This window comes from Enterococcus massiliensis (assembly GCF_001050095.1).
Classification (GTDB): domain Bacteria; phylum Bacillota; class Bacilli; order Lactobacillales; family Enterococcaceae; genus Enterococcus_C; species Enterococcus_C songbeiensis.
Genome location: NZ_CVRN01000006.1, coordinates 227240 through 252218 on the forward strand (window position 1 = coordinate 227240; position 24979 = coordinate 252218).

A 24979-nucleotide genomic window follows, 5' to 3' on the forward strand; every position below is an offset into this window, starting at 1 on the left:
GTTTCGTTTCATGAAATTCCTTTTTCAATTTTTTAAACATAGGCTGATTTCCTCTTTTTAGTGTATGTTACCATAGTTTTCTTGAATAGATAGAAGTTGTTACACGAAATACACGGATTGTATAGTTCATAAAATAAAGCGCTTTAAAAAACATTGACTTTCTTTCGCAAACTCGGTATATTTTAAGTAATAAGAATATGTGGATAGTGATTGTTTCAATACAAGCTAAACCTAATTGCCTTAAAAACGAATTTTTTCGTCTTTTTTTGAGGATAATTAGGCTTTTTTTATGGGAAGGAGTTTGAAAAGTGCGGATTGAAAAGATTCTAAATAACAATGTCATTGTTTCAAGGGATAATGAGAACAACGAGATCATCGCAATGGGCAGAGGCTTGGCATTTAATAAACGCGCCGGAGATTTGATTCCAGCAGAAAAAATCGACAAAGTCTTTCGTTTAACAAATACCTCAACAGCACAGAAATTTCAGGAATTGCTAAACGATATTCCTATTGAGTATCTAGCGTTGGCAGATGAAATTATTGAATACGCAAAATCTTCTCTTGAGATCTCCTTGAATGAATCAGTCTATGTGTCGCTGACGGATCACTTGTACACAGCAATCGAACGCAGCAAAAACAACATTTCAGTCCCAAATATTTTGCTTTGGGATATTAAACGGTTGTTTCCTAAAGAATTCCAAGTTGGGAAAAAGGCAACGGAAAAAATCAGTGAATATTATCAAGTGCAGCTCTCAGAAGATGAAGCTGGGTTTATCGCCTTGCATCTGGTGAATGGTCAGACAGAAGAAGGTCAGGAAGACATGTACGCCTTCACCAAGACTTTACAGGATATTATAAATATTGTTCGCTATTATTTTAAGATTGATTTTGATGAAGAGTCGGTTTATTTTTATCGATTTACTACTCATTTACGCTTTTTTTTATCCCGAGTTACCAGCCAAACAATCCACGATGGCGAGGTAGAAGAGGAATTGTTGCAGATCGTTACAAAAAAATACAGTAATGCGTTGCGTTGTGTCGAAAAAATCGATCAATTTCTTGCAGATAAATATTCCTACACAATGTCTAGTGACGAAAAAATGTATTTAACGATTCATATTGCCCGTTTGGTGCAAAAAAGTCGTTGAGAATAAAAAATTTAAGGAGGATTGTTGAACAAAAATGCAGAGCCCATCTGCCTATGAAGCTTCAGGAAAAGCTTCGTTTTGGATAGTGACATTCAGTTGGCTAAACCTTCAATCAAAACAAAATTGGAGGAAGAATCATGGGAAAATATCAAGAATTAGCAAAGAAAATTGTAGCAAATGTCGGCGGAAAAGAAAATATCAATGGTTTGACACATTGTATCACTCGCTTACGCTTCAAGTTAAAAGATGAAAGCAAAGCAAACGATGAAATTCTGAAAAACATGGATGGGGTAGTGACCGTAATGAAAAGCGGCGGTCAGTATCAAGTGGTCATTGGTAATCATGTGCCAGCAGTTTTTGAGGATGTCGTGGAAGTGACGGGTGTCATGAGTGAAGACGGGGGAGAAAAAACAAACCAAGGAATTTTCAATACGTTGATCGATGTCATCAGTTCGGTGTTTCAACCGTTTTTAGGCGCATTAGCTGCCAGTGGGATGATTAAAGGGATCAATGCGCTATTGGTAGCAACAGGGGTTTTAGCGACCACCAGCGGTACTTATCAGATGTTGAATGGTGTTGGGGATGCGTTGTTTTACTTCATGCCAGTAGCAGTGGCTGTTGCGGCGGCGAAAAAATTCAACGTCAATCAATATGTGGGATTAGCGATTGGTGCAGCTTTAGTTTATCCGAGTTTGCAATTGGATGCTTTTTCGGCGGCTGGAGAACCGATCATGACTTTGTTTAATGGCAGTTTGTTTGCTAGTCCCGTCTACACAACATTTTTAGGGATTCCTTTGGTAGCAACAAACTATACCAGTTCAGTGGTTCCAGCGATTTTTGTCGTATGGGTGGCGAGCAAGGTTCAAAAGGTTGCGAAAAAGACGTTGCCTGAATTGCTTCAAGCATTCTTTGTTCCTTTTTTCGTATTGCTGATTTCCGTTCCACTAGGGTTCTTAGTAATTGGACCAGTGATTAGCTTGCTGACCAATCTATTAGCAGGTGGATTTGATGCTTTGATGAATTTCTCACCGATTTTATTTGGTCTGATTCTAGGAACGCTATGGCAAGTTTTGGTTATCTTCGGGCTTCATTGGAGTGTCATTCCAATTGCGATGATTCAACTGTCTTCCTTAGGGTTTGCGACAGCTTTAATTGGTACTTTTGGGGCAAGTTTTGCTCAAACTGCGGCAGTCTTTGCAATGTATTTCAAATTGAAAAACCCGAAAGAAAAAGCCTTGGTTATTCCGGCAGTTATTTCCGGACTTTGTGGTGTAACAGAGCCGGCGATTTATGGATTATCCTTACCTAAGAAAAAACCATTTATTTTCTCAATGATTGGTGGAGGGATCAGTGGTGCTTTCTTAGCTGCAATGGGAGCACGTCAATTCACAATGGGCGGATTAGGCGTTTTTGGGATTCCTAGTTTTGTCAACACAGAGACAGGTGATATGAGTGGAATGGTCTACTCATTAATTGCTGTTGCCATCGCTTCGGTTGTCGGTTTTGTTTTGACTTTCTTCTTCTGGAAAGACGATGCAGTGGAAGCAGAAGTTTCGGTTAAAAATACGGCAACAACAGTTAAAGAAACGATTAGCGCCCCTCTGCAAGGAGAAATCGCCCCTTTATCGGTCGCAAAAGATGAAGCCTTTGCTCAAGGGGCTTTAGGAAAAGGAATCTTGATTTATCCAAAAACCGGCGAAGTCGTGGCACCATTTGACGGTACAGTGATGACATTGTTTCCAACGAAACATGCCATTGGGCTGGTTTCTGACGGCGGATTGGAATTGTTGATTCATATTGGTTTGGATACTGTTCAACTGAATGGAAAGTTTTTTGAAGCGCATGTGCAGCAAGGCGACCATGTGAAAAAAGGACAGGCGTTGATTACCTTTGATTTGGAAGCCATCAAACAAGCCGGCTACAGTGTGGAAACTCCGGTTATCGTAACGAATGCAGAGGATTATTTGGATATTTTAGAAAGTCAGAATTCCTTCGTCAGTAATGGAGATGAATTGATTACGGCTTTGATTTAATGGATTTCTAAACGGTCTCTCAAGAAAAAATCTTTTGAGACCGTTTGTTTTATTGTCAATTGGGCAAAAAAGAATCATGAATCAAAGAGTCCAACGGTTTTTCCTGCATAACGGTAGAAGAGATTGGTCGTTTGTCGATGGCTTGACCGATTTGAACCAAATGCTGAAGATTTTGCTGATAATTTTCGGCAAAAATACAACTGTACAGCACATCTAACAAGTAACAAATGGAAGTGTTGATGGTAAAATTACCTATTTTAGAATAAAGACGTTCCCGAGTGGTTAAATGCAAAGCTGTATCACTGATTTTTGTCAGGGAATTATTTCCGATACTCGTTAAAGCAATGATCGGAACGTGGTTTTTCTTTAGTAAATCAGCGATTTGCAAGGTCATTTGGTTTTCACCGGTATAAGAGATCAAAATAGCGCACGTGTCGCTGGAACAATTGTAGGCTTCATAGGCAGCTTCACCAAAAGTAGTGACGATCGAAACTTCTTTTTTGATGCGTTTCATTTTTAACGCGAAATCCTGTGAGATCAGTGTATTGGCGTTGCTGGCAAAAATTTTTATGGTGGTAGCTTTTAATAAAAATTGTTTGGCCTGCTGCAGTTCATCGTGAGTCAATAAACTCAGGGTGTCATCAATCGTCGTTTTTTCTAAGACTGCTAGTTTATTGGCAATCGTTAAAAGCCCATCTGTTGCGGAAAAAGGCAAGTTTGCATCTACTTTTGTAAAATGCTGCTGCAAATAATTTTGTTCCGTCAAGTAGACATCCCGCAACTCAATCCAACCGGCAAAACCTAATTTTTTTGCGATTCGAATTAGGGTAGAAGGATGAACGAAGGTTGCTTGTGCAATTTCTTTGATGGTCTTATCGGCCAAATTTTCGGAATGGTTCAAAATATAGGTAATCACTGCCGATTCTGCGGTAGAAAAATCCGTTTGCTTTATCTTTTCGCTGACTAGCATCTCTTCACTCCTTTTTACAAATAATAATTAATTTATGTAAATCTATCATAGCGTATTTTAAAGTGTTAGCAAAATTTTTTTGTAATTTGTAAATCGTATTTACATAATTTTACGAAAAGAAACGAAAATATGTAAATTGGTTTTGATAAAAGCGGTTTAATCTTGTTTTAGGGATTTACAAACGAGATAATAAAAATGTAAATAATTCAACGGAGGCGATAGAATGACTGGAATCAAAATTGCAACGATTGGCGGCGGTAGCAGCTATACCCCGGAATTAATGGAAGGCTTTATTAAGCGATATGAAGAACTACCGATTCGTGAAATTTGGCTGGTGGATGTTGAAGCAGGACGAGAAAAATTAGCAATCGTCGGTGAAATGGCGCAACGTATGTGGGATGCTTCTCCTTATGATGTCACTATTTACTGCACGTTGAATCGAGAAGAAGCATTAAAAGATGCGGATTTTGTTACGACACAATTTCGGGTGGGGCAGTTGGATGCCCGAGTAAAAGACGAACGTATTCCGGCTTATTACGGCATGATCGGTCAAGAAACAAACGGTGCTGGGGGAATGTTCAAAGCTTTTCGTACAATTCCGGTGATTTTAGAAATCGTCGAAGACATGAAACGTCTTTGTCCGAATGCCTGGTTGATTAATTTTGCCAATCCTAGCGGGATGGTCACAGAAGCAGTTGTGCGCTACGGAAAATGGGAGCGAGTGATCGGGTTGTGTAACGTGCCGGTGATGGCAATGATGACGGAACCGGAAATGTTAAAGCAGCCAAAAGAAGAGTTGATTTATAAGTTTGCTGGATTGAATCATTTCCATTGGCATAAAGTGGCGGATAAAAAAGGCAATGATTTAACAAAACAATTAATCGATCAGCTTTATGCAGAAGACAATGGACTGCCAAAAAATATTTTTGATATTCCATTTTTTAAAGAACAATTGCTGCAGATGGAAATGATTCCTTGTGGGTACCATCGTTATTATTATCGAGAAGAAGAAATGCTGGCTCATGCTTTAGAGGAATATCAAACGATCGGTACTCGGGCGCAACAGGTGAAAGAGACCGAAGCAGAACTTTTTGAACTTTATAAAGACCCAAATTTAGATCATAAACCAGAGCAACTGCAAAAACGCGGAGGCGCCTATTATTCAGATGCAGCTTGTGAAACCATCGCATCTATTTATGGAAACAAAGAGACCCAAATTGTCGTGTCAACAAAAAATGATGGCGCAATTCCTGATTTACCAGCAGATTGTGTAGTTGAAGTGACGGCTTATGTAGGAGGACAAGGTGCGAGAAACGTTGCCTTTGGTTCTTTGCCGCCAGCAGAACGAGGTTGGTTGCAGTTAATGAAGAATATGGAACTGGTGACGATTGAAGCCGCAGTGACGGGAGACTATGGGACGGCATTGCAAGCATTCACAATCAATCCATTGGTTCGTTCGGGAGAAACGGCAAAACGAGTGATGGATGAACTATTTATTGCGCATAAAGCACATTTGCCGCAATTTGCGGAAGCAATCGAAAAATTGGAAGCTGACGGCATTACGGTTCAAGACAAAATCGCACGGCAGCTAGATGAAGAACCCGTGGTGGCAAATAATAAAACGAAGTAAAAACAAGGAGGATTTTGAGGTATGAGTTTTAGAAAAGATTTCTTATGGGGCGGCGCAACAGCGGCCAATCAGTGTGAAGGTGGATACGCGGAAGATGGGCGCGGATTAGCAAACGTGGATGTTGTTCCAATTGGAAAAGATCGTTTTCCAGTAATTACTGGCGAAAAGAAGATGTTTGACTTTGATGATGAACATTTTTATCCTGCAAAAGTAGCCATCGATATGTACCATCAGTATAAAGAAGATATCGCATTGTTTGCGGAAATGGGCTTTAAAACCTATCGTCTCTCGATTGCTTGGAGTCGGATTTTTCCCAAAGGTGATGAAAAAGAACCTAACGAAGCCGGGCTGAAATTTTACGAAGATGTTTTCAAGGAATGCCAAAAATACGGAATTGAACCTTTAGTGACCATCACTCATTTTGATTGTCCGATGCATTTGATCGAAACCTACGGGGCGTGGCGTTCACGGGAATTGGTTGGATTTTATGAAAACTTGTGTCGAGTAATTTTTAATCGTTACAAAGGATTAGTCAAATATTGGTTGACTTTTAATGAAATCAATATGATTCTTCATGCACCTTTTATGGGCGCAGGGTTATACTTTGAAGAAGGCGACAACAAAGAACAAGTGAAGTACCAAGCGGCCCATCACGAATTATTAGCCAGTGCAATCGCAACAAAAATCGCCCATGAAGTGGACCCGGAAAATAAAGTGGGCTGTATGCTGGCAGCAGGTGCCAACTATCCTTATACAAGCAAACCGGAAGATGTTTGGGCTTCTCGGAAAGCAGATCGGGAAAATTATTTCTTCATTGATGTGCAATCACGGGGAGAATATCCAGCCTATGCCTTAAAAGAAATGGAACGAAACGGTATCACGATTGCAATGGAAGAGGGGGATTTGGAGCTGTTAAAAGCTCATACGGTTGATTTTATTTCTTTCTCTTATTATTCTTCGCGAGTAGCAACGACCGATCCAATATTATTGGAGCAAACAGCAGGGAATATTTTTGCTTCGGTCAAAAATCCGTATCTTGAAGCAAGTGAATGGGGGTGGCAAATCGATCCACTAGGCTTGCGGATCACCATGAATGATTTGTACGATCGTTACCAAAAACCATTGTTCATTGTAGAAAACGGTCTGGGGGCAATCGATACGCCGGATGAAAACGGGTATGTAGAGGATGATTACCGCATTGAGTACTTGGCTGCCCATATCCAAGCGATGAAAGATGCAGTGGAACAAGATGGCGTGGATCTTTTAGGTTACACAACTTGGGGATGTATCGATTTAGTTTCTGCAGGTACCGGGGAAATGAAGAAACGTTACGGTTTTATTTATGTAGATCGGGACAATGAAGGAAATGGTACGTTGAAACGAAGCAAGAAAAAATCCTTTGATTGGTACAAGCAAGTGATTGAATCAAATGGTGAAAACCTCGAAAATAAGTAAAATGATGGAGCAGTTTAGCGGCTGCTCCTTTTTTAGTGCAAGTTTTCTGACAAAAATAGTAAAATAGAGTAAGGTTAAAGAGTAACGATTGAACGAGGAGGACACAATTTTATGAGTTTAAAAGATACGTACAAATTAGCAAACGGTGTGGAAATTCCCGTTGTCGGTTTTGGGACATGGCAAACACCTTCTGGTGAAGTAGCAGAAGAATCCGTTTTAGCCGCTTTGAAAGCTGGGTATCGTCACATTGATACAGCGGCAGCATATGGTAATGAAGAATCCGTGGGCAAAGGCATCAAGGCCAGCGGAGTTCCTAGAGAAGAACTATTTATTACAACAAAATTATGGAACAAACATCATTCTTATGCGTTGGCAAAACAAGCGATTGAAGATTCTCTAACAAAATTAGGGGTGGACTACTTAGATTTATATTTGATCCACTGGCCTAATCCAATTGATTTTCGCGAAAATTGGGAACAAGCCAATGCAGAGGCATGGCGGGCAATGGAAGAAGCTGTGGAAGCGGGTAAAATCCGTGCCATCGGTGTTTCTAATTTCCGTCCTCACCATTTGGATGCGTTGTTGAAAACCGCAAAAATCAAACCAGTCGTTAACCAAATTTTCTTGAACCCAAGCGATTTACAACCGGAAGTAGTGGCTTACAATGATGCCCACGATATTTTGAGTGAAGCATACAGTCCACTGGGAACTGGGAAAATTTTTGATGTTCCTGAATTGATAGAAGTTGCAGATAAATACAATAAGACAGTTGCACAAGTTGTCTTGCGTTGGAGTTTGCAACACGGTTTCTTACCACTGCCAAAATCAGTTCATGATGAACGAATCAAAGAAAACACCGAATTGTTTGATTTTGAATTAACGGCAGAAGATGTAAAATTAATCGATGGTCTGCATGGCGTCGCTGGATTGGCAAAAAATCCAGATGAAGCGACATTTTAAAAACGAAAGATACTCAAGAAAACGTCGGAGAAAAATTCCGGCGTTTTCTTTATACTTTTTTTATTTTTTTTAGCCGGTTTCTTTATGCTTCTTCGATAAACTACAAAAAAAGGAGTGAAGAAATCTATGCAGGAATTGGTATTGAAAACAACCAATATTACTAAGAAATATCAAGGAATCAAAGCATTGGATAATGTGTCCATTGCAATCAAACGCGGTGCAATCTACGGCTTGATCGGCGAAAATGGCGCCGGGAAATCCACTTTTATGCGGGCAATCATGGACCTGATTGCGATTGATGAAGGGGAAATCGAATTGTTTGGACGAACCGACAAGCAAGGGTTGCAACAGGCACGCCGTCAAATGGGACAATCAATTGAATCGCCCGCCCTGTATCCAGAATTGACCGCTATGGAAAATTTGCAAGTACAGGCAGCAAATGGCGGGGTCGGAGTAAGTCAGATTTCTGACTTACTGACGCTACTGCATCTTCAAAATACTGGTAAAAAGAAAGTGAAAAATTTTTCTTTAGGGATGCGGCAACGTTTGGCAATTGCAATGGCATTGATTACAAATCCAGAATTTTTGATTTTAGATGAACCGACAAACGGGCTGGACCCATCCGGAATCGTTGAGATTCGAGAGATCATTCAGCAGTTAGTGACTGAAAAAGGTATTACCGTCCTACTTTCCAGCCATCTGTTGAATGAGTTGGCAGAAATTGCCACAGATTATGGAATTTTACACAAAGGACGACTGATCAAAGAATTGACAAAGGAAGAATTACAGCAAGAAAGTCGGCAGTACATCGAGTTGGAAACGCCAGTTGTTCAAAAGGCGCTGGTGGTTTTGGATGCACAAAAAATCACTGCATATAAAGTGGTGGATCAAAAGACAATCCATATTTATCAACAAAATGATCGGGTAGCACAGCTCAATCGACTTCTGGTGTTGGCTGATATACCGGTCACGCGCATCGGGGTGACCCGTCAAAATCTGGAAACTTATTTCTTGGAACTTACGGAGGGAAACGAACATGACAAACTTACTTCGAGCCGATAAATTAAAACTATTGAAAAGTCGAAAATTATGGTTGGTTCTTGGACTTTTTGTGTTTATTCCAATATTTCAAGTAATCAATAGTTGGGTGGAAACCCGATATGGTGTCGTGTTGGAACCAGTAAAGGATTTAGTAACGAATGGTGCATCCGGTGTGCTTGGCGTAGCAAAAAACAGTGAGATTGTTTTGTTTATTCTTGCCGCGTTAGTTAGTTTTTTTGGTAATGAAGAATTTCAGCAGGGAACAATCCGTAATGCGTTATCGATTGGTCGCAGCCGCAGTCATTTTTATTTTGCAAAGGGTGTGACGTTGGCTAGTGTGACGTTGATTGCTTGTGTCGTATTGACGGTTTTAGAGGTGATCTGTTTTACAATTTTCTTTGGTTTTGGTTCGATGGAAGGAATCGATAACTATTTTCTTTATGGCATCAATGTCTTTTTAACGATTTATTTGCTGATACTGGCAAATGTCGCAGTTTTTGTCATGATTTCTTTTATTACGAAGAACATCGGCATTTCCTTGATTTGGAATTGGCTGTATATTTTGGGAATCATTTTTTTGCCTTCTTTGTTGCAACGAAGTCCGGCTACTCAATTTTTACTGGATTGGATCACTGGAACCTTTCTATTTTATTCCAGCTTTACACAACCGGCAGAAATTGCTCGGTTTCCGTGGTTGATTTTCGTTAGTTTGTTCACGATTGTGGTATCATCAGGAATAGGGATTTTCTTTTTTAAACGATCAGATATCAAGTAGGTGAGCAGATGACCAAGATTTTATTGGTGGAAGATGATGCAGAAATTCAAACGATACTCAAAGAATTGCTGGCTGATTATGAAGTGACCAGTGCCTATTCTGGAACGAAGGGTCAATTACGTTTTCAGCAGGAAAATTTTGATTTGGTTTTACTGGATTTGATGTTGCCGGGATTAAATGGGGAAGAGGTGTTGGCATGGATTCGTCAGCAGTCCTCTTTGCCAGTCATCGTAATTTCCGCAAAAAATGACTTAACAGAAAAAGTTGCCCTGCTGAAAGCTGGAGCCGATGATTATTTGGTCAAACCGTTTGATTTATACGAACTATTGGCACGAATCCAAATTCAGTTACGGCATGCGACGAAGGAAACGAAGGGGCAGATGTTACATTATCAAGAGCTTTCTATTAATTTGGAGACGAGGGAAGTCCGAGTAAAAGAGGTTGTTTTGCATTTGACTGCTAGAGAATATGCAATTTTACTGCTCTTTTTACAGTTTCCCAAAAAGGTATTCAGCCGCAGCAACATTTATGAAACTGTCTGGCAGGAACCTTTTCTTGCCGGCGAAAAAACCATCAATGTGCATATCAGCAATCTACGAGGAAAGCTGCATCAAGCTGGCGCAGAATATATCAAAACGGTTTGGGGCGTAGGCTTTAAATTTGATTAAGGAGTCAGTGAGATGTGGGGAATAGCAAGTATCATTGGAATCTTTTTACTGCTAGGTGGGAGCTATCTTTACAGTCTTAAACGAGAACTGCGACGTTTGCGGCAAAAAATCAAGAAGCTGCCGGAACATGCTTCCCATGGCGGTCGAGTGGCAGTTGATTTTCACGAAAAAGAATTGGTGCAGCTTGTCGAGTCTATCAATCAATTAGTGTCTTATTATGAAGAACAAAGTATTCACAGCAAACAATTGGAAAATAATTTGCAACAAGCAATTACGGGTTTGTCTCATGATTTGCGAACCCCGTTGACAGCCATCAGTGGTTACACACAACTGATGGAAAAAGAAATTGATCCGCAAAAACAGCAGCACTATTTGCAAAATATTCGCAAATCGGTCGACCGATTGATTGAAATGAATGAACATTTTTATGAATTAGCAAGAATCGAATTGGACCAACAGCCAATCCAACAAGTCCGGTTTTCCAGCTATCAGCTATTGGAAGAATTATTTATTAGTTATTATGAACAATTTGTGGAAGGTCAGTTGGTGGTACAGTTTCCAGAGGATGTGCCGGAAACGTGGATTTTAGGTGATCCGCTACTGTACACGCGTGTTGTACAAAATATCATTCAAAACAGTCTGCGCTATGCGAAAAAGCAAATTGTTATTTCGGTAACGGTGGAGGAGCAGGTTCTTTTACGAATTGAAAATGATTTGAAGGATTCTTCGCTGGATGTTCAACGAGTGTTTGATCGCTTTTATACAGGAAACGCTAGTCGAACCAATGCCGCCAGTGGGTTAGGTTTAACGATTGCCAAAACCATGACAGAAAAAATGGGCGGAAAAATGACCGCTGAAATGAAGGATAATTTATTTTGTTTACATTTATCCTTTCCAAAAATCAGATAAAAAGCAGTAAAATCCGTTCAACAATGAGAACGAGTTTTACTGCTTTTTGCTTTGAGATCAGTCTAAAATATCATCACTTGTAGGAATTTCGCCGGCTTCTAATTTGAAATCAGGAGCAGGATGAAGTTTTTCCGGGACATCCGTTCGCCAGCCAGTTGCTTGCTGCGGTTCAGGGGCATCAACTTCTCGAAGAATTTCTTCTGGAAATTCTTGTTGGATTCGGTAGCCTTCTGCTTGAGCTGCATCTAATAAAGACAATAAATGTTCCCATGATTCTTGAGTTAAGACCGTGACATCCAAGCCTTGGTCATTTGTAAGTGAAACAACGGAATCCAATTGCCCACCGACTGCCGCCAAAATTTCCTCTGCTGTCAAAGTACTATTTTCTAATTGAATCTTCTGTACCATTAAAATCCCTTCTTTCTAAAGCTCTTTCTTTTAGTGTACGGGAAAAGCCGTGACGAGAAAAGGAAAATGATTGGCTGAAATGAAAAGCCGGTGAATGGAAGGCAACTAATTGCCGAAAAAAATGTTTCTCGGTAGAATAGGCATAGAAAGCGAGGGATCAGGATGACAACATATAAAAATGTCTTTATTGGTTTTGGAAAAGGAGGAAAAACGTTAGCTAAAACACTGGCGAAGCATGGAGAAGAAGTGCTGATGATCGAAGAATCCAAGCAAATGTATGGGGGGACTTGTATCAATATCGGGTGCATTCCATCGAAATCGTTGATCGTTAATGGCAATCGCAAAGTTCCGTTTGAAGAAGCAGTTACCAAACGGGGAGATTTGACGGAACGTTTACGAAATAAAAACTTTCATATGATTGCTGACGAAAAAACAGCTGAAGTTTGGACGGGAAAAGCCCGGTTTACAGCCAATCATGATTTGGAAGTGACCATGACAAATGGCGAAATTCGCAAGTTAACGGGAGAACGGATTTTTATCAATACCGGCTCGACTCCAATTTTGCCGGAAGTTCCCGGAATCACGAAAAGCAGTCGGGTTGTGACTTCAAAAGAGATCATGGAGCTGCCGGTTTTACCTAAACGCTTAACAATCATTGGTGCCGGCTATATTGGTTTAGAATTTGCCGCCATGTTTGCGGATTATGGTGCAACAGTTACCGTCATCGACAACCACGAAACCTTTATTCCTCGAGAAGATTCGGACATTGCGAAGATGATTTTTCATGATTTGACAGAAAAAGGGATTCGCTTTGAATTAGGTGCCAAACTTTTAGAAGTCACCGACACAGCAGAAGGCGTTCAGGTGAGGTATGAAAAAGATGGACAGCATACTTTAGAGGGTGACTTAATCCTTGCAGCAACCGGACGTCACCCCAATACTGCTGATTTGGGACTGGAAAATACCCAAATTGCAGTAAAAAAAAGCGGAATCGTTGTGGATGATTATTTGAGAACGACGGTGGAGAATGTTTGGGCAATCGGTGATGTTAAAGGTGGACTGCAATTCACTTATATTTCCCTTGATGATTACCGAATCATTGCGGATCAAATAGTTCATACCGGAGATCGCAAAGTCAGTGACCGCAAAAATGTTCCTTATACGGTTTTCTTAACCCCACCGTTGTCTACGGTCGGTTTGACGGAAGCTCAAGCAAAAGAACAAGGGTACGTTTATAAAGTGTATCAATTATTGAGTGCTGGTGTTCCGAAAGCCCAAGTGTTGGAAGATCCACGGGGAATTTTTAAAATTCTTGTCGATACAACCACCAATCTGATTCTAGGAGCTTCAATTTATGCCGAAGAATCTCACGAAGTCATCAATCTGATTACTCTAGCAATGAATGCCAAATTACCGTATACTATTTTACGAGATCAAATCTACACCCATCCCACAATGGCAGAAGCATTGAATGATGTTTTAAACTAGCAAAAAAACCGCAGATTCGCGGTTTTTTTTATCTTTTACCAATGAAATCCTTGCTTCTTCAAAAATTCGCTGGTTTCCAAACGACGTGGCTCTGAAAAAAATGCCAGCATTTTTTTTGACCATGAGGTTTGTTGCTGATTGGTTGTCCGTTTCGCATAGTAAGCGGCAGTTTGTTCGTCATAGGCTTGCAGATGTTCAAAGTTTACTGGTTGGTAGCGATCCACACTGAGAATTTCAGCGGTAGGCAATCTTTTTTTTGGCTGATTTCGCATTTTGGGGTAACCAATAGAAAGACCAAAAAGCGGCACAGTGTGTTTTGGTAAATCCAGCAATTCTGCCAGTTGAAACAAATCGTTTCGGATGCCGCCAATGTAGCAGATGCCTAACCCGTTGCCTTCTGCAAATACCGCCATGTTTTGTGCGGCGATGGTTGTATCGACGATTGCTACGGTCAAGGCTTCCATGGTTTCCAGATTAGAAATAGCCGTTGCTCGTTGATGGTGTGCCAATAATTGTGCGTGACGATTCAAATCGGCAACAAAAACATAAAAGACACCTGCGCCAGTTACATAACCGGGACAGTTGGCAATTGCTTCGATGGTTGCTAGTTTTTGCGGGTCACGTACTTCAATTATTGAATAGGCTTGAACAAAATTAGAGCTTGATCCGCTTTGAGCAGCGGCAATCAGTTTTTCTTTTAGAGAATCGGGTACTTTTTTTTCTTGAAAAGAACGCACCGAAGTATGTTCCATAAATGATGTATACAAATCCATTGCTATTCGCCTCGTTTTTATACTAGTTATTTTGTAGGAATCAAGTTCTTTTTCCTTGTTTATCTTAGCTGAAAATGGGCAGAATGCCAATCATCCGGTTTTATAAGAATTTTTTGTTTCCTTCTTTTGTATTTAGGATTACACTTGTTTTGTCAATGAAATTTAGAGAGGAAGATTCCATGAAAAAATTCAAGAGTGCCTGCACGACGATTTTAGTCGGTAAAAATGCAAGTATTGATGGCTCCACGATGATTGCCCGCAATGAAGACGGTTCTGTTGCGCTGGGTCCTAAAAAATTTGTCGTAATTACGCCAGACCAACAACCAAGAACCTATCAATCAAAAATCAGCAAAGTAACGATTCAGTTGCCGGATAATCCTTTGCGTTATACTTCAACACCAGACGCAGACGAAGAGAAAATCGGCATCTGGGGAGAATCAGGAATCAATAGCAAAAATGTTGCAATGTCTGCTACGGAAACCATCACGACAAATTCCCGAGTTTTAGGGATTGATCCCTATGTTACCGACGGAATCGGAGAAGAAGACTTGCTGACAATTGTCTTGCCTTATATCAACAGTGCTAAGGAGGGCGTGCTGCGTTTGGGAGCATTGCTGGAAGAATTTGGTACGTACGAACCAAACGGCATTGCTTTTTCTGATAAGGAAGAAATTTGGTGGTTGGAAACGATTGGTGGACATCATTGGGCAGCGATTCGAATTCCAGATGATGCTTACGTGATTGCTCCAAATCGCATGAATATCGATCACTATGATTTTGATTCAGCCGATGTTCTTTACGCAAAAGATTTGCCAGATTTGATCGAAAAACATCACCTAAATCCTGATTTTGAAGGAGTTAATTTACGGCATATCTTTGGGAGTGCGACCATTAAAGACAACCATTACAATAATCCAAGGGCATGGTATGGACAAAAATATTTTGATCCCGCAGCAGAAATTGAACCAACCGATCAGGATCTGCCATTTATTTGCTACCCTAAACAAAAAATCACGATTGAAGATGTAAAGTGGGTTTTGAGTTCTCATTATCAAGATACGCCTTATGATCCTTATGGTACGGGAACGGAAACAGAGAAGAAACGATTTCGTCCAATCGGTATCAACCGGAATCATGAATTGCATATTTTGCAAATTCGTAAGGATGTACCGGAGGCGCTTGCCGGAATTCACTGGCTGGCCTTTGGACCGAATACGTTCAATTCCGTCGTTCCTTTTTACAGCAATGTTGAAAAGACACCTGCTTGTTACCGAAATACCACGGACACCTGTGATTTGACAAATATGTACTGGTTGAGTTGTACTGCCGCCTTGCTGGGAGATGCCAACTATGATTTATACAGTGACATTGCCGATTCTTTTGAACAAGAAACAGTAGCGGCTTTTCGTTATCGTCAGCTTTCAGCCGATCAAGAAGCAATGAAACAAGAGAACCTTACGGATTATTTGGCGAAGGTCAACGACGAGCTGGCACAAATTTCTCTTGAAAAAACAACGGCCATGATTGGCAAGATGATTGCCAAAGGTGCCAATCAAATGAAATTACGCTTTAATTTAGGAGATTAAGTTTAACGTGAGAACATCGAGGAATCGGTGTTCTTTTTTTACTTAAAAATTCTTTGGTAAAGGGGTAAGATATCATTGATAGATACACTCAAATTTTTTTTAAAAAGCCTGTAATAGCAACATGATACGATATGTATCATGCAATTTATGAGGATGGTAGGAATTATAGCTTTTCTTTCACACCGTTTTCCTAAATAATTATTTTGGAGGGGATACTGTGAACATTGGGGATAAAATCAAGGAACAAAGACTAAAGAAAGGATGGACACAAGAACAGCTTGGACAATTGTTAAATGTCTCCAGACCTACGATTTCCAGTTGGGAAATTGGGCGAAACTATCCCGATTTAGAGACAATAATTGCTATTAGCGACTTATTCGGTATCTCCCTAGATCATTTATTACGGGAGGACAAAGAAATGGCAAAAGATACAACCAAAAAAATAAAAAACGGAAGAATCTACAAATATGTGTTGATTGGTCTTGCCGACGGGCTGGGTTGGTTTTCCATTGGATGAACAAAAACTTTCCATAGTAACAAATAAAGAAGATTTTTTTATTACCATTGATCATGATGGCAAAATCGGTGTAAGCATTTCTCCCGAGAATGATGCCAATTTCAATAAACAGGTTTACGTTAATACGAATAAACAAGGAGAATTGATTGAACCTAAAGCAAGCTGGTCAACGGAATACAAAGAAAATATTCTTGAGTATCTGAAGAAATATCAGGATATCCACGCAGAGTTAATCACTCGTTCCATTGAAAAGTTGGATGAGGTTGCTGGGTAGTAGATTTAGAAGAGGTACACAAGACTTTTTATCGATAATGGTTTATTGTTAGATTATTCACCATGACTTTTCTATAGCTCCATAAGAGACAGAAAATTTTGAAACAAAATATGAAAGCATTATTTTATTCTATTGATAAAATAATATTCTATCTCCTGTTGAGAACGCTTTATTTAAGATGTATAATTAAAGTATCAGGAAAATTAACTCTAGCTATCCCGTTTTTAAGTCTTAATCTGACTACGAAATCTTATTAATTTGGTAGTCGATAGGAAGTTCTCCTGTTGACCATGTAATAGTTCCTAAATCGTATAAAGTGATTGAGGTGTATGTATGAAAACAGAGAAAAAATTTCCTTTAGGTATATATGTTGCCATTCTTTTCTATGGTTTGCTGCCAAGAGTCACGGTGAATATGCCTTTCTTTAAATATTTCTCACTATCAAGAACATTAATAGTCATGCTAGTGACGATTGCAATGCTAGTGATTGCCTATCAAAAGCGCGAAAAAGGAAAATGGGAAACTGCTAATCTTTGGAACATGGTATTGTTGGCTTATATTGTCTGCATCTTATTCACGATTTTTCAATTTATTCCAACCGTTTTTCTGTAGCTAGATAAGAAGGCAGTTATTTACTGAAAGTAACATAATACTATACTCGCTTAGAGCAAGGAATCCGCTGATCTATTGATTGGCGGTTTTTTAAATTTTTCAAAAGTTATAAAAAAAGGACGAGATTTAACTTTCAGTTAATAAAACTTCTCTATGCTATACCTGTAAACAAAAGAGGAGGATTTAATATGAAAGAGATCAAATCCATATACTTTATAGAAGAAACCGAAAAAATCGAGGGTAGTTACATTGAAGTACGCAAACTATTCGTAGCGGAAAATCAAGAGAATGCCTTTAATGAATATGAACGTTTGGTTCAAGAAAAACCTGAAAAATCAAAAGGATTGATTCTCAGCGAATATTTGATCAAGGCAGAAAGCAGTTTGTTGCAAAAGCTGTTACGGATGTGGAAGCAATTGCCTGCCGATTTTTATCGAAAAATCAATATTTTAAATTACTCCCCAATTGCTGAATATTGTGGATAATAAACCTGTTTTATCACAAATCATTAATTTATAACGAATTATTGATTAAAAAATACGAATAATACCAGTGGTTGAAGTTTCAGTCATGGCTTTCGGCGGTTGTTCCAAGTAGAATGAATCCAGGAAACTTTTATTGAGGGGGCATTCTTTTGAAAATCGTAATCGCTGGTGTGGGTGCAATGGGCAGTCGCTTTGCTGTCATGTTGAAACAAGCAGGGAATGAGGTACTGTTGGTGGATGGCTGGGCAGAACATGTGCAGCAGATCAAGCAACATGGATTAAAAGCAAATTATAATGGTGAAGAAATCAGGGTGGACTTACCAATCGTGGAACAGAAAAATATCGATCAGGCCTTTTCAGCTGATTTGATTCTTGTTTTTACGAAAGCAATGCAGTTGGCAGAAATGATGCAGGCAATTCAACCAATGATTCAGGAAAAAACCAACGTACTTTGTCTTCTGAATGGAATCGGACACGAAGACACGTTGGCGAATTATCTTCCGAGAGAGCAGATTTTTATCGGCAATACGATTTGGACGGCAGGTTTGATTGGCCCGGGAGAAGTTCAGCTTTTTGGCGAAGGATCGGTTACACTGCAAAATTTAGCAGTCGGACAAGCGGCAGCTGCAAAAGAGTTGGCAGACGTTTTATCTGCTGCAAAACTAAACGCTACTTATTCTGAGAATATCCGCCATGCTATTTATCAAAAAGCCTGTGTCAACGGCACAATGAACGGCTTGTGTACCTTGTTGGATGTCAATATGTACGAATTGGGACAGACGACGGGTGCTAAAGAGATGGTCACAGCCATCGTAACGGAATTTTCAAACGTAGCAGCAGCTGAAAATATTCAACTGGATATTTCAGAAACCGTTGCTTACGTGGAAAAATGTTATGATCCAGAAACTATCGGCTTGCATTATCCTTCAATGCATCAAGATTTAATCAAAAATCGACGAGCAACAGAAATTGATTATATCAACGGGGCAATTGCCAAAAAAGGAAAAAAATACGGCATTCCTACACCCTACTGTAATTTTTTAACCCAACTGATTCATAGCAAAGAAGAACTTTTAGGGGTAAAATAGGAAAAAAGACAGAAGGGAAGGACGAACATGCAGACAGAAACACTGCAATCTGCAGATGGCCGCCACTTTCTACACGTTGCTTTATGGCTGCCGCAGGAAAAACCAAAGGCGGTGGTTCAAATTATTCACGGAATGGTGGAGCATATTATTCGATATGAAGAATTTGCTTTATTTCTTGTTGAACAGGGAATCGCAGTTGTAGGACACGATCATTTAGGGCATGGCTTTTCATCAACTCCCGAAGAATTTGGTCATTTTGGTGATCAAAAGGGCGCAGAATATTTGGTAGCTGACACTGCGGCAGTGTATCAAACCTATCGTAATCGGTTTCCAGAGATACCGTATTTTATTTTGGGGCACAGTATGGGTTCTTTAGTTTTACGAAATTTTTTGCAGCAATATCCGACAGCAGAAATTAGCGGTGCAATCCTTATGGGAACCAATCATTCATCACAAATAAAAATGCAGGCGGCGTTGTTGCTCAGCAAAGTGCTGATGGTACTTCAAGGCAAACAACATCCGTCTCAATTTTTGGATCGACTTGCATTTGGCGGCTTCAATCGTCGGTTTCGGCCGGCACGAACCCCAAAGGATTGGTTGAGTCGAGATACTGAAATGGTGGACCGTTATTTAGCCGATAAAAAAACTCAATTTATTTTTACCACGCAAGCCTATCACGATTTGTTTCGTTTGACAAAAAATGCCGGTGATCCAAAAAAAATTCGGCAAGGGGTACCGGATTTTCCTGTGTTGCTGATTTCCGGGAAAGAAGATCCCGTGGGAAATTTTGGCAAAGGTATTATTGCTTTGCAACGGCTACTAGAAAAATGTTGGCAACAACCGATTCAATTACATTTGCTTCCGGATGGGAGACATGAACTATTGAATGAAACCAATCGTCAGGAAATTTACCAAGAACTAGCGGAGTGGTTCGCAAAATACGGCGCATAAAAAGCACAACAGCCAAATACTGGAAAATAATTTCCGGCAGTTTGGCTGTTGTGCTTCCTGTTTATGAGTACTGTTTTTTATTCGCTGACGGTCTCTTTAGTGACGCCTTTGTAAACTGTTGTGCGGCGAACATAATAGAAAAGTAAGCTGGCAACATAGCCGACAAGGGTTGGTACGACCCAGCCTAAGCTAAGTGAAGCAAATGGAACGTAATGATGATAGAATTCCAATACCTTTGCAACGACATATTGTTGGCTGACCAATGCTGGTGAACTTGCCAACATATCTAAAACAGCCGGTACTGCGGCAAACAACATAGTTACTTGATACACCACGGGACTTGTTTGGAAAAATTTTGCAGTTAATGAAAGTAAGATTAGTGCCAATGACAATGGATATAAAAGCATTAAGACTGGCAATGACCATTGGATGATATTATCTAATCCAGCATTTGCCACAACAAAAGAAATTACGGTGGTTAAACGCAGCCAAAACATGTAGCTGACTTTTGGAAATAGTTTATTGAAATCTTGGGCAAATGAAACAACCAAGCCCATTGCGGTAGTAAATACACCTAAAGTAACCAACACTCCTAAAAAGACTGTTCCGAAATTACCAAGGTAGTGAGTGACGATTTGAGAAAGTGCGGTACCACCATTATCGGATAATGACAGTTGATTCAAACTCATTGCCCCTAGGAGAACCAAACCAAAATAGATGACAACTTCAAGCAGGACGCTAAGTGTTCCGGCTTTAGCAGTTAATTCTGTTACTTGCTTGTTTTTAAAACCAAGATCTCGAACTGCATGGACGAAGGTAACACTCAGTGCTAATAAAGCGACGGCATCGACTGTATTGTAACCTTCCAAAACACCGTTTGTTAAAGAATTTGTTTTGTAAGCTGCATCAGCGGCTTGATCCAAAGCACCCATTGGGTTGACTAATGCAATCACAAAAACTACTGCTAATAGGACTAAGAAGATTGTATTTAAATATTTTCCGACATATTTTACCAAGCGACTTGGATGCACCGTTAGGAAATAAGCAAGTCCGAAGAAAGCGGCGGAGAATAAAAGCATTCCGACGGTTGTATATTTTTCAGGTAAGAAAGGTTTTGCTGCCATTTCAAACGCTGTGGCAGCCGTTCTTGGTGTTCCAAAGAACGGACCGATTGTTAAATGAACGAGAACTAAGAATAAAGCAGCATACCATTTTCCTACCGGCTTGGCTAAATCATAAAGACCATCACTTTTTGTGACAACAACCGCTAAGATTGCCAGAAGTGGGAAGAGTGCGCCAGAGATAGCAAAGCCGACGCCTGCGCTCAACCAATGTTCACCCGCCATTTGACCAAGATGGACTGGAAAGATCAAATTTCCTGAACCAAAAAACATCCCAAAGATTAATGAGCTGACCACCAGCAGTTGTTTCCATGAATAGTGCTTCTTTGTTTTTTCCATAAATAATTCCTCCGATAAATATAAATAATAGTTAAATCAGTGCCTTGCGGATAAATTCGAATGTCACTAATGTCCGTTTCCATGAAAACCACCACCTTTAAAAAATTAAAAAGCCCTTTTCCCAGTATTGGGAAAAGGGCTCTAATTGCTAGAACGGTACCACCTTTTTGATAGCTAAAAAAACTATCGCTCATTTCACGGACGCTTAAAAGTTATCCGCTAGCCTGATAATGGTGGCAGCCACAATGCTCTACATTTTCGACATTGGCTCAGAAATGATGTTCGTCTACTCGATCTATTGTCATTTTTCACTGTCATGACTCACTAAAAATAAATCCCTGAATAGCTACTGTTTTCCTCGTTGCTTTATGATATGAATTTGTTGAAGTAATAATAATCCCCGTTTTGAAAAAAAGCAAGAGTTTTTTTAGAAATATTTTTATTTTGTCAACGTGTAATGAAAAAATTAAGCAAAATAACGAAACCGGTTGCGTTTTTAATTTTTTTAATTTCTTAAAAATAAAATCCTATTATTATCCACTAAACTATCTCTTTTAAATAAAAATAGTCATATTTGTTACCGCTAACAATAATTAAGGGGTTGACTATAAGTGTAATCGGTTGCATAATAATAGTATCGAATGCAAGGAGGAAAGAAAATGGATAAAAAGATGTGGAAAAAACTTGGAATGGTTACATTTGCTACTGCTATGGGATTTGCTTTGTCAGCGTGTGGGAACGCGTCAGATAGTGCAGGCGGTGGTTCTGAGTCAGATGGGGACAAAACAGAAATCGATATTTTCCAATTTAAAGTAGAATTTAAGGATCAATTTGAGGAACTGGCAAAAAAATATGAAGAAAAAAATCCTGACGTTAAAATCAATATTGAAACAGTCGGCGGCGGAAGTGATTACGGTGCAGCGCTAAAATCAAAATTCTCATCAGGAAATGAACCGGATATCTTTAACATCGGTGGTCCGGAAGATGTCAACATGTGGATCGACAGTTTGACAGACTTAAGCGATACTGAGTCAGCAAAACAAGCATTGGATGGAACGTTAACCGGTGCAACGAAAGATGGAAAAGTTCTAGGGTTACCGTATAACATTGAAGGCTATGGCGTGTTGTACAACAAAGAAATTTTTGAAAAAGCTGGAATTGATGCATCAAAAATTGCCACTTTAGATGATTTGGAAGCAGCAGCGAAAACATTGGATGAAAAGAAATCGGAATTAGGGATTGATGCACCGTTTGCTTTAGCAGCAAAAGAACAATGGATTACAGGGTTGCATTCTTCCAATGCCTTTCTAAATGCAGAATTTGATAATGACGTAATGAAGGCATATGAATCAAAAACGGTTGAGTTCAAATATGGCGATCAATTCAAGAAATACATTGATATCAGCAATGAATATTCTGTACAACCAACTAATAGCCTAGATTATTCACAACAAATCGAACAGTTGTTTTCAAATGGGAAAGTTGCGATGACCCAACAAGGAAACTGGGTATATCCAACAATCGAAGGAATCAACCCAGATTTGGCAAATGAAAATATTGGTCTTTTACCGATTCCGATTGATGGTGTGACAGAAGGAACGATTCCAGTTGGCGTACCAATGTATTGGGGTGTAAATCCTAAAGGCTCAAAAGAAGAAGTTCAAGCATCTAAAGATTTCTTAGATTATCTTTACACTTCTGATGAAGGAAAACAAATCGTGCTGGAAGATTTCAAATTTGTGCCTGCCTATAAAGGATACGACACAGATAAAATCTCCGATCCATTATCAAAAGATGTTTACACGTATTATACGGATGGCAAGACGACTGGATGGGTCTTCATGGGCTACCCAGCTGCATGGGGTGAACAAACTGTCGGTGCACAAATCCAAAAATATGTAGCTGGCGAAGCTTCATGGGATGAAGTTGTAAAAACAGCACAAGATAAGTGGGCGGAAGAAAGAAAGTAAACATTCGTTATGCACGAGAGAAAGCTCTGGCTGCCTCTCGTGTTTTAATTAAGGGGGACAACACCATGAAGTATCAAAAGAAACACTGGTTTTATATTTTTTCTGCACCGGTACTTATTGCATTGACGTTAGTTGTTATTGTGCCATTCATTTATGGAATCTATTATTCGTTTACTGATTGGGATGCAGTTGCAAAAGGAAACTTTGTTGGAATTGAAAATTATGTCAATGTCTTCAAAGACAGCGGATTTTGGAGCGCCATTTGGTTTACGGTCAAGTTCTCTGCGGTTTCCATTATTCTGATCAACGTAATTGGTTTAAGCTTAGCAATTCTTGTTACCAGCAAGTTTAAAGGTTCCAATCTTTTGCGTACGATTTTCTTTATGCCAAATTTGATTGGCGGACTTATTCTTGGGTTCATTTGGCAGTTTATTTTCATCAATGCCTTTTCAGCGATTGGGGATACCTTAGGAAACGCCGGACTTAAAACCTGGTTATCAACGACTCAAACTGGTTTTTGGGCGATGGTTATCGTGATGTGCTGGCAAATGTCAGGGTACATTATGGTTATTTATATTTCTTATTTACAAGGAGTCGACGAATCATTACTAGAAGCTGCCGATTTGGATGGCGCAACTGCTTGGCAAAAATTCTGGAATGTAAAATTCCCACTAATCATGCCCGGCTTTACTGTAAGCTTGTTTATGACATTATCCAACTGTTTCAAGCTGTACGATCAAAACTTGTCTTTGACAAACGGCGGACCTTACAGTTCTACACAGATGGTTGCGATGAATATTTATAATACAGCCTTTTTAGAAAATAAAATGGGCTATGCACAATCAAAAGCAGTTATTTTCTTCCTATTTGTTGCTATTATTTCCTTGACGCAGGTTTATTTAACCAAGAGAAAAGAGGTCGAAGCATAATGAAAAAACAAAAAGTAGCCAGTCAATTAGGTCGAAGCCTGCTTGGGTTGGTTTTAGGGTTAGTATGGTTGATTCCCTTTTATTTGATGCTGACGAATTCTTTTAAAACAAAACAAGAAATTTTTACAAATCCATTGGGAACCCCCGATAGTTTTACCTTTGAAAATTATCCGGAGTCATTTCGTCAATTGGATTTCTTGAAAACATTGTTTAATTCTCTGTTCATTACCATTATTAGTGTTGTTGTCATCATCATTTTCTCCGCAATGTGTGCCTATGCCTTGGAACGTACAAAAACCAAATTTAGCGGCATTTTGTTTATGTTATTTGTTGCAGCAATGCTGGTTCCTTTCCAATCAGTTATGATCCCGTTAGTATCAATTTTTGGAAAAGCGCAAATGTTGAATCAAGTGGGAATTATTTTCATGTACTTAGGTTTTGGGGCAAGCATGTCGATCTTTTTGTATCATGGTGCGTTAAAAGCAATTCCAAAAGCCTTGGATGAAGCGGCGATCATTGATGGGGCGACTCGATTTCAAGTATTCTGGAAAGTTATTTTTCCAATGCTTAAACCAACAACAGTTACAGTAGCTGTTTTAAATACGATGTGGATTTGGAATGACTATTTGTTACCATCACTCGTTATTAATTCACCATCCACACAAACGATTCCATTAAAAATGTTCTTTTTCTTTGGACAGTACACGAAACAATGGCATCTTGCGTTAGCCGGATTAGTAATTGCTGTATTACCAGTAATCATTTTCTACTTTATTATGCAAAAACAAATTATCAAAGGTGTTGCTGAAGGAGCAGTGAAATAGGATAAATTAGTAAGATAATTAGAAG

General features: G+C 39.5%; 24 protein-coding genes. 20 read left to right on the forward strand and 4 right to left on the reverse strand.

What is annotated here, in order from left to right:
• Positions 1–308 precede the first annotated feature (308 nt).
• Positions 309–1148 (forward strand): BglG family transcription antiterminator LicT, encoded by an 840-nt coding sequence (gene licT / locus BN1875_RS05830; protein WP_048603912.1) that lies wholly within the window; start codon positions 309–311, stop codon positions 1146–1148.
• Positions 1149–1285: 137 nt separating this feature from the next.
• The gene (locus BN1875_RS05835; protein WP_048603913.1) at positions 1286–3181 is read left to right on the forward strand and encodes a beta-glucoside-specific PTS transporter subunit IIABC; all 1896 of its coding nucleotides are present in this window, start codon (positions 1286–1288) and stop codon (positions 3179–3181) included.
• 55 nt (positions 3182–3236) lie between these two features.
• Here BN1875_RS05835 and BN1875_RS05840 read toward each other — a convergent pair whose 3' ends face one another.
• Positions 3237–4151: a MurR/RpiR family transcriptional regulator gene (locus BN1875_RS05840; RefSeq protein ID WP_048603914.1), complete on the reverse strand. Its 915-nt coding sequence runs from the start codon at positions 4149–4151 to the stop codon at positions 3237–3239.
• 223 nt (positions 4152–4374) lie between these two features.
• On the opposite strand from BN1875_RS05840, the gene BN1875_RS05845 reads away from it, so the two are divergent.
• The 7 genes from BN1875_RS05845 to BN1875_RS05875 all read left to right on the forward strand — a co-directional run bounded on the left by BN1875_RS05845 (position 4375) and on the right by BN1875_RS05875 (position 11589).
• Positions 4375–5781, forward strand: a complete 1407-nt coding sequence (locus tag BN1875_RS05845) for a 6-phospho-beta-glucosidase (protein ID WP_048603915.1) — start codon at positions 4375–4377, stop codon at positions 5779–5781.
• A gap of 21 nt (positions 5782–5802) precedes the next feature.
• A complete protein-coding gene (locus tag BN1875_RS05850; RefSeq protein ID WP_048603916.1) occupies positions 5803–7236 on the forward strand; it encodes a 6-phospho-beta-glucosidase in 1434 nt (477 codons plus the stop codon).
• Between the two features lie 111 nt (positions 7237–7347).
• Positions 7348–8196: an aldo/keto reductase gene (locus BN1875_RS05855; RefSeq protein ID WP_048603917.1), complete on the forward strand. Its 849-nt coding sequence runs from the start codon at positions 7348–7350 to the stop codon at positions 8194–8196.
• Between the two features lie 126 nt (positions 8197–8322).
• Positions 8323–9258: an ATP-binding cassette domain-containing protein gene (locus BN1875_RS05860; RefSeq protein ID WP_048603918.1), complete on the forward strand. Its 936-nt coding sequence runs from the start codon at positions 8323–8325 to the stop codon at positions 9256–9258.
• Entirely contained in the window at positions 9233–10012 is a 780-nt protein-coding gene (locus BN1875_RS05865) for an ABC transporter permease (protein ID WP_048603919.1), read from the forward strand. Before BN1875_RS05860 ends, BN1875_RS05865 begins: the two co-directional genes overlap by 26 nt.
• A gap of 8 nt (positions 10013–10020) precedes the next feature.
• Positions 10021–10680 carry a response regulator transcription factor gene (locus BN1875_RS05870; RefSeq protein ID WP_048603920.1) on the forward strand — a complete coding sequence of 220 codons (660 nt, stop codon included), beginning with the start codon at positions 10021–10023 and terminating at the stop codon, positions 10678–10680.
• A 12-nt stretch (positions 10681–10692) separates the two neighbouring features.
• A complete protein-coding gene (locus tag BN1875_RS05875; RefSeq protein ID WP_048603921.1) occupies positions 10693–11589 on the forward strand; it encodes a sensor histidine kinase in 897 nt (298 codons plus the stop codon).
• A gap of 57 nt (positions 11590–11646) precedes the next feature.
• Here BN1875_RS05875 and BN1875_RS05880 read toward each other — a convergent pair whose 3' ends face one another.
• Positions 11647–11997: a hypothetical protein gene (locus tag BN1875_RS05880; protein WP_048603922.1), complete on the reverse strand. Its 351-nt coding sequence runs from the start codon at positions 11995–11997 to the stop codon at positions 11647–11649.
• A gap of 162 nt (positions 11998–12159) precedes the next feature.
• Between BN1875_RS05880 and BN1875_RS05885 the strand changes: the two genes are divergently transcribed.
• Positions 12160–13485, forward strand: a complete 1326-nt coding sequence (locus BN1875_RS05885) for an FAD-dependent oxidoreductase (protein WP_048603923.1) — start codon at positions 12160–12162, stop codon at positions 13483–13485.
• Positions 13486–13520: 35 nt separating this feature from the next.
• On the opposite strand, the gene BN1875_RS05890 is transcribed toward BN1875_RS05885, so the two are convergent.
• Positions 13521–14258, reverse strand: a complete 738-nt coding sequence (locus tag BN1875_RS05890) for an NADPH-dependent oxidoreductase (RefSeq protein ID WP_048603924.1) — start codon at positions 14256–14258, stop codon at positions 13521–13523.
• A gap of 179 nt (positions 14259–14437) precedes the next feature.
• Between BN1875_RS05890 and BN1875_RS05895 the strand changes: the two genes are divergently transcribed.
• The 7 genes from BN1875_RS05895 (at position 14438) to BN1875_RS05925 (ending at position 19771) form a co-directional block, all read left to right on the forward strand.
• Positions 14438–15844, forward strand: a complete 1407-nt coding sequence (locus BN1875_RS05895) for a C69 family dipeptidase (RefSeq protein ID WP_048603925.1) — start codon at positions 14438–14440, stop codon at positions 15842–15844.
• Positions 15845–16061: 217 nt separating this feature from the next.
• Entirely contained in the window at positions 16062–16361 is a 300-nt protein-coding gene (locus BN1875_RS13810; RefSeq protein ID WP_082147252.1) for a helix-turn-helix domain-containing protein, read from the forward strand.
• Positions 16354–16635, forward strand: a complete 282-nt coding sequence (locus tag BN1875_RS13815; RefSeq protein ID WP_048603926.1) for a hypothetical protein — start codon at positions 16354–16356, stop codon at positions 16633–16635. The genes BN1875_RS13810 and BN1875_RS13815 overlap by 8 nt, the downstream gene beginning before the upstream one ends.
• Before the next feature lie 333 nt (positions 16636–16968).
• Entirely contained in the window at positions 16969–17247 is a 279-nt protein-coding gene (locus BN1875_RS05910; protein WP_048603927.1) for a hypothetical protein, read from the forward strand.
• A 188-nt stretch (positions 17248–17435) separates the two neighbouring features.
• The gene (locus BN1875_RS05915; RefSeq protein ID WP_048603928.1) at positions 17436–17732 is read left to right on the forward strand and encodes a hypothetical protein; all 297 of its coding nucleotides are present in this window, start codon (positions 17436–17438) and stop codon (positions 17730–17732) included.
• Positions 17733–17881: 149 nt separating this feature from the next.
• Positions 17882–18820 carry a 2-dehydropantoate 2-reductase gene (locus BN1875_RS05920; RefSeq protein ID WP_048603929.1) on the forward strand — a complete coding sequence of 313 codons (939 nt, stop codon included), beginning with the start codon at positions 17882–17884 and terminating at the stop codon, positions 18818–18820.
• A 27-nt stretch (positions 18821–18847) separates the two neighbouring features.
• Entirely contained in the window at positions 18848–19771 is a 924-nt protein-coding gene (locus BN1875_RS05925) for an alpha/beta fold hydrolase (RefSeq protein ID WP_048603930.1), read from the forward strand.
• A gap of 77 nt (positions 19772–19848) precedes the next feature.
• On the opposite strand, the gene brnQ is transcribed toward BN1875_RS05925, so the two are convergent.
• Positions 19849–21231, reverse strand: coding sequence for a branched-chain amino acid transport system II carrier protein (gene brnQ / locus BN1875_RS05930; RefSeq protein WP_048603931.1), 1383 nt, complete (start codon positions 21229–21231; stop codon positions 19849–19851).
• Between the two features lie 659 nt (positions 21232–21890).
• Here brnQ and BN1875_RS05935 point away from each other — a divergent pair.
• The 3 genes from BN1875_RS05935 to BN1875_RS05945 all read left to right on the forward strand — a co-directional run bounded on the left by BN1875_RS05935 (position 21891) and on the right by BN1875_RS05945 (position 24954).
• On the forward strand, positions 21891–23201 hold the full coding sequence (locus tag BN1875_RS05935; protein WP_231586072.1) for an ABC transporter substrate-binding protein: 1311 nt from the start codon (positions 21891–21893) through the stop codon (positions 23199–23201).
• Positions 23202–23266: 65 nt separating this feature from the next.
• Complete coding sequence (locus tag BN1875_RS05940) at positions 23267–24130, forward strand: carbohydrate ABC transporter permease (RefSeq protein WP_048603932.1); 864 nt, start codon at positions 23267–23269, stop codon at positions 24128–24130.
• Positions 24130–24954, forward strand: coding sequence for a carbohydrate ABC transporter permease (locus tag BN1875_RS05945; protein ID WP_048603933.1), 825 nt, complete (start codon positions 24130–24132; stop codon positions 24952–24954). Before BN1875_RS05940 ends, BN1875_RS05945 begins: the two co-directional genes overlap by 1 nt.
• Positions 24955–24979: the final 25 nt, after the last annotated feature.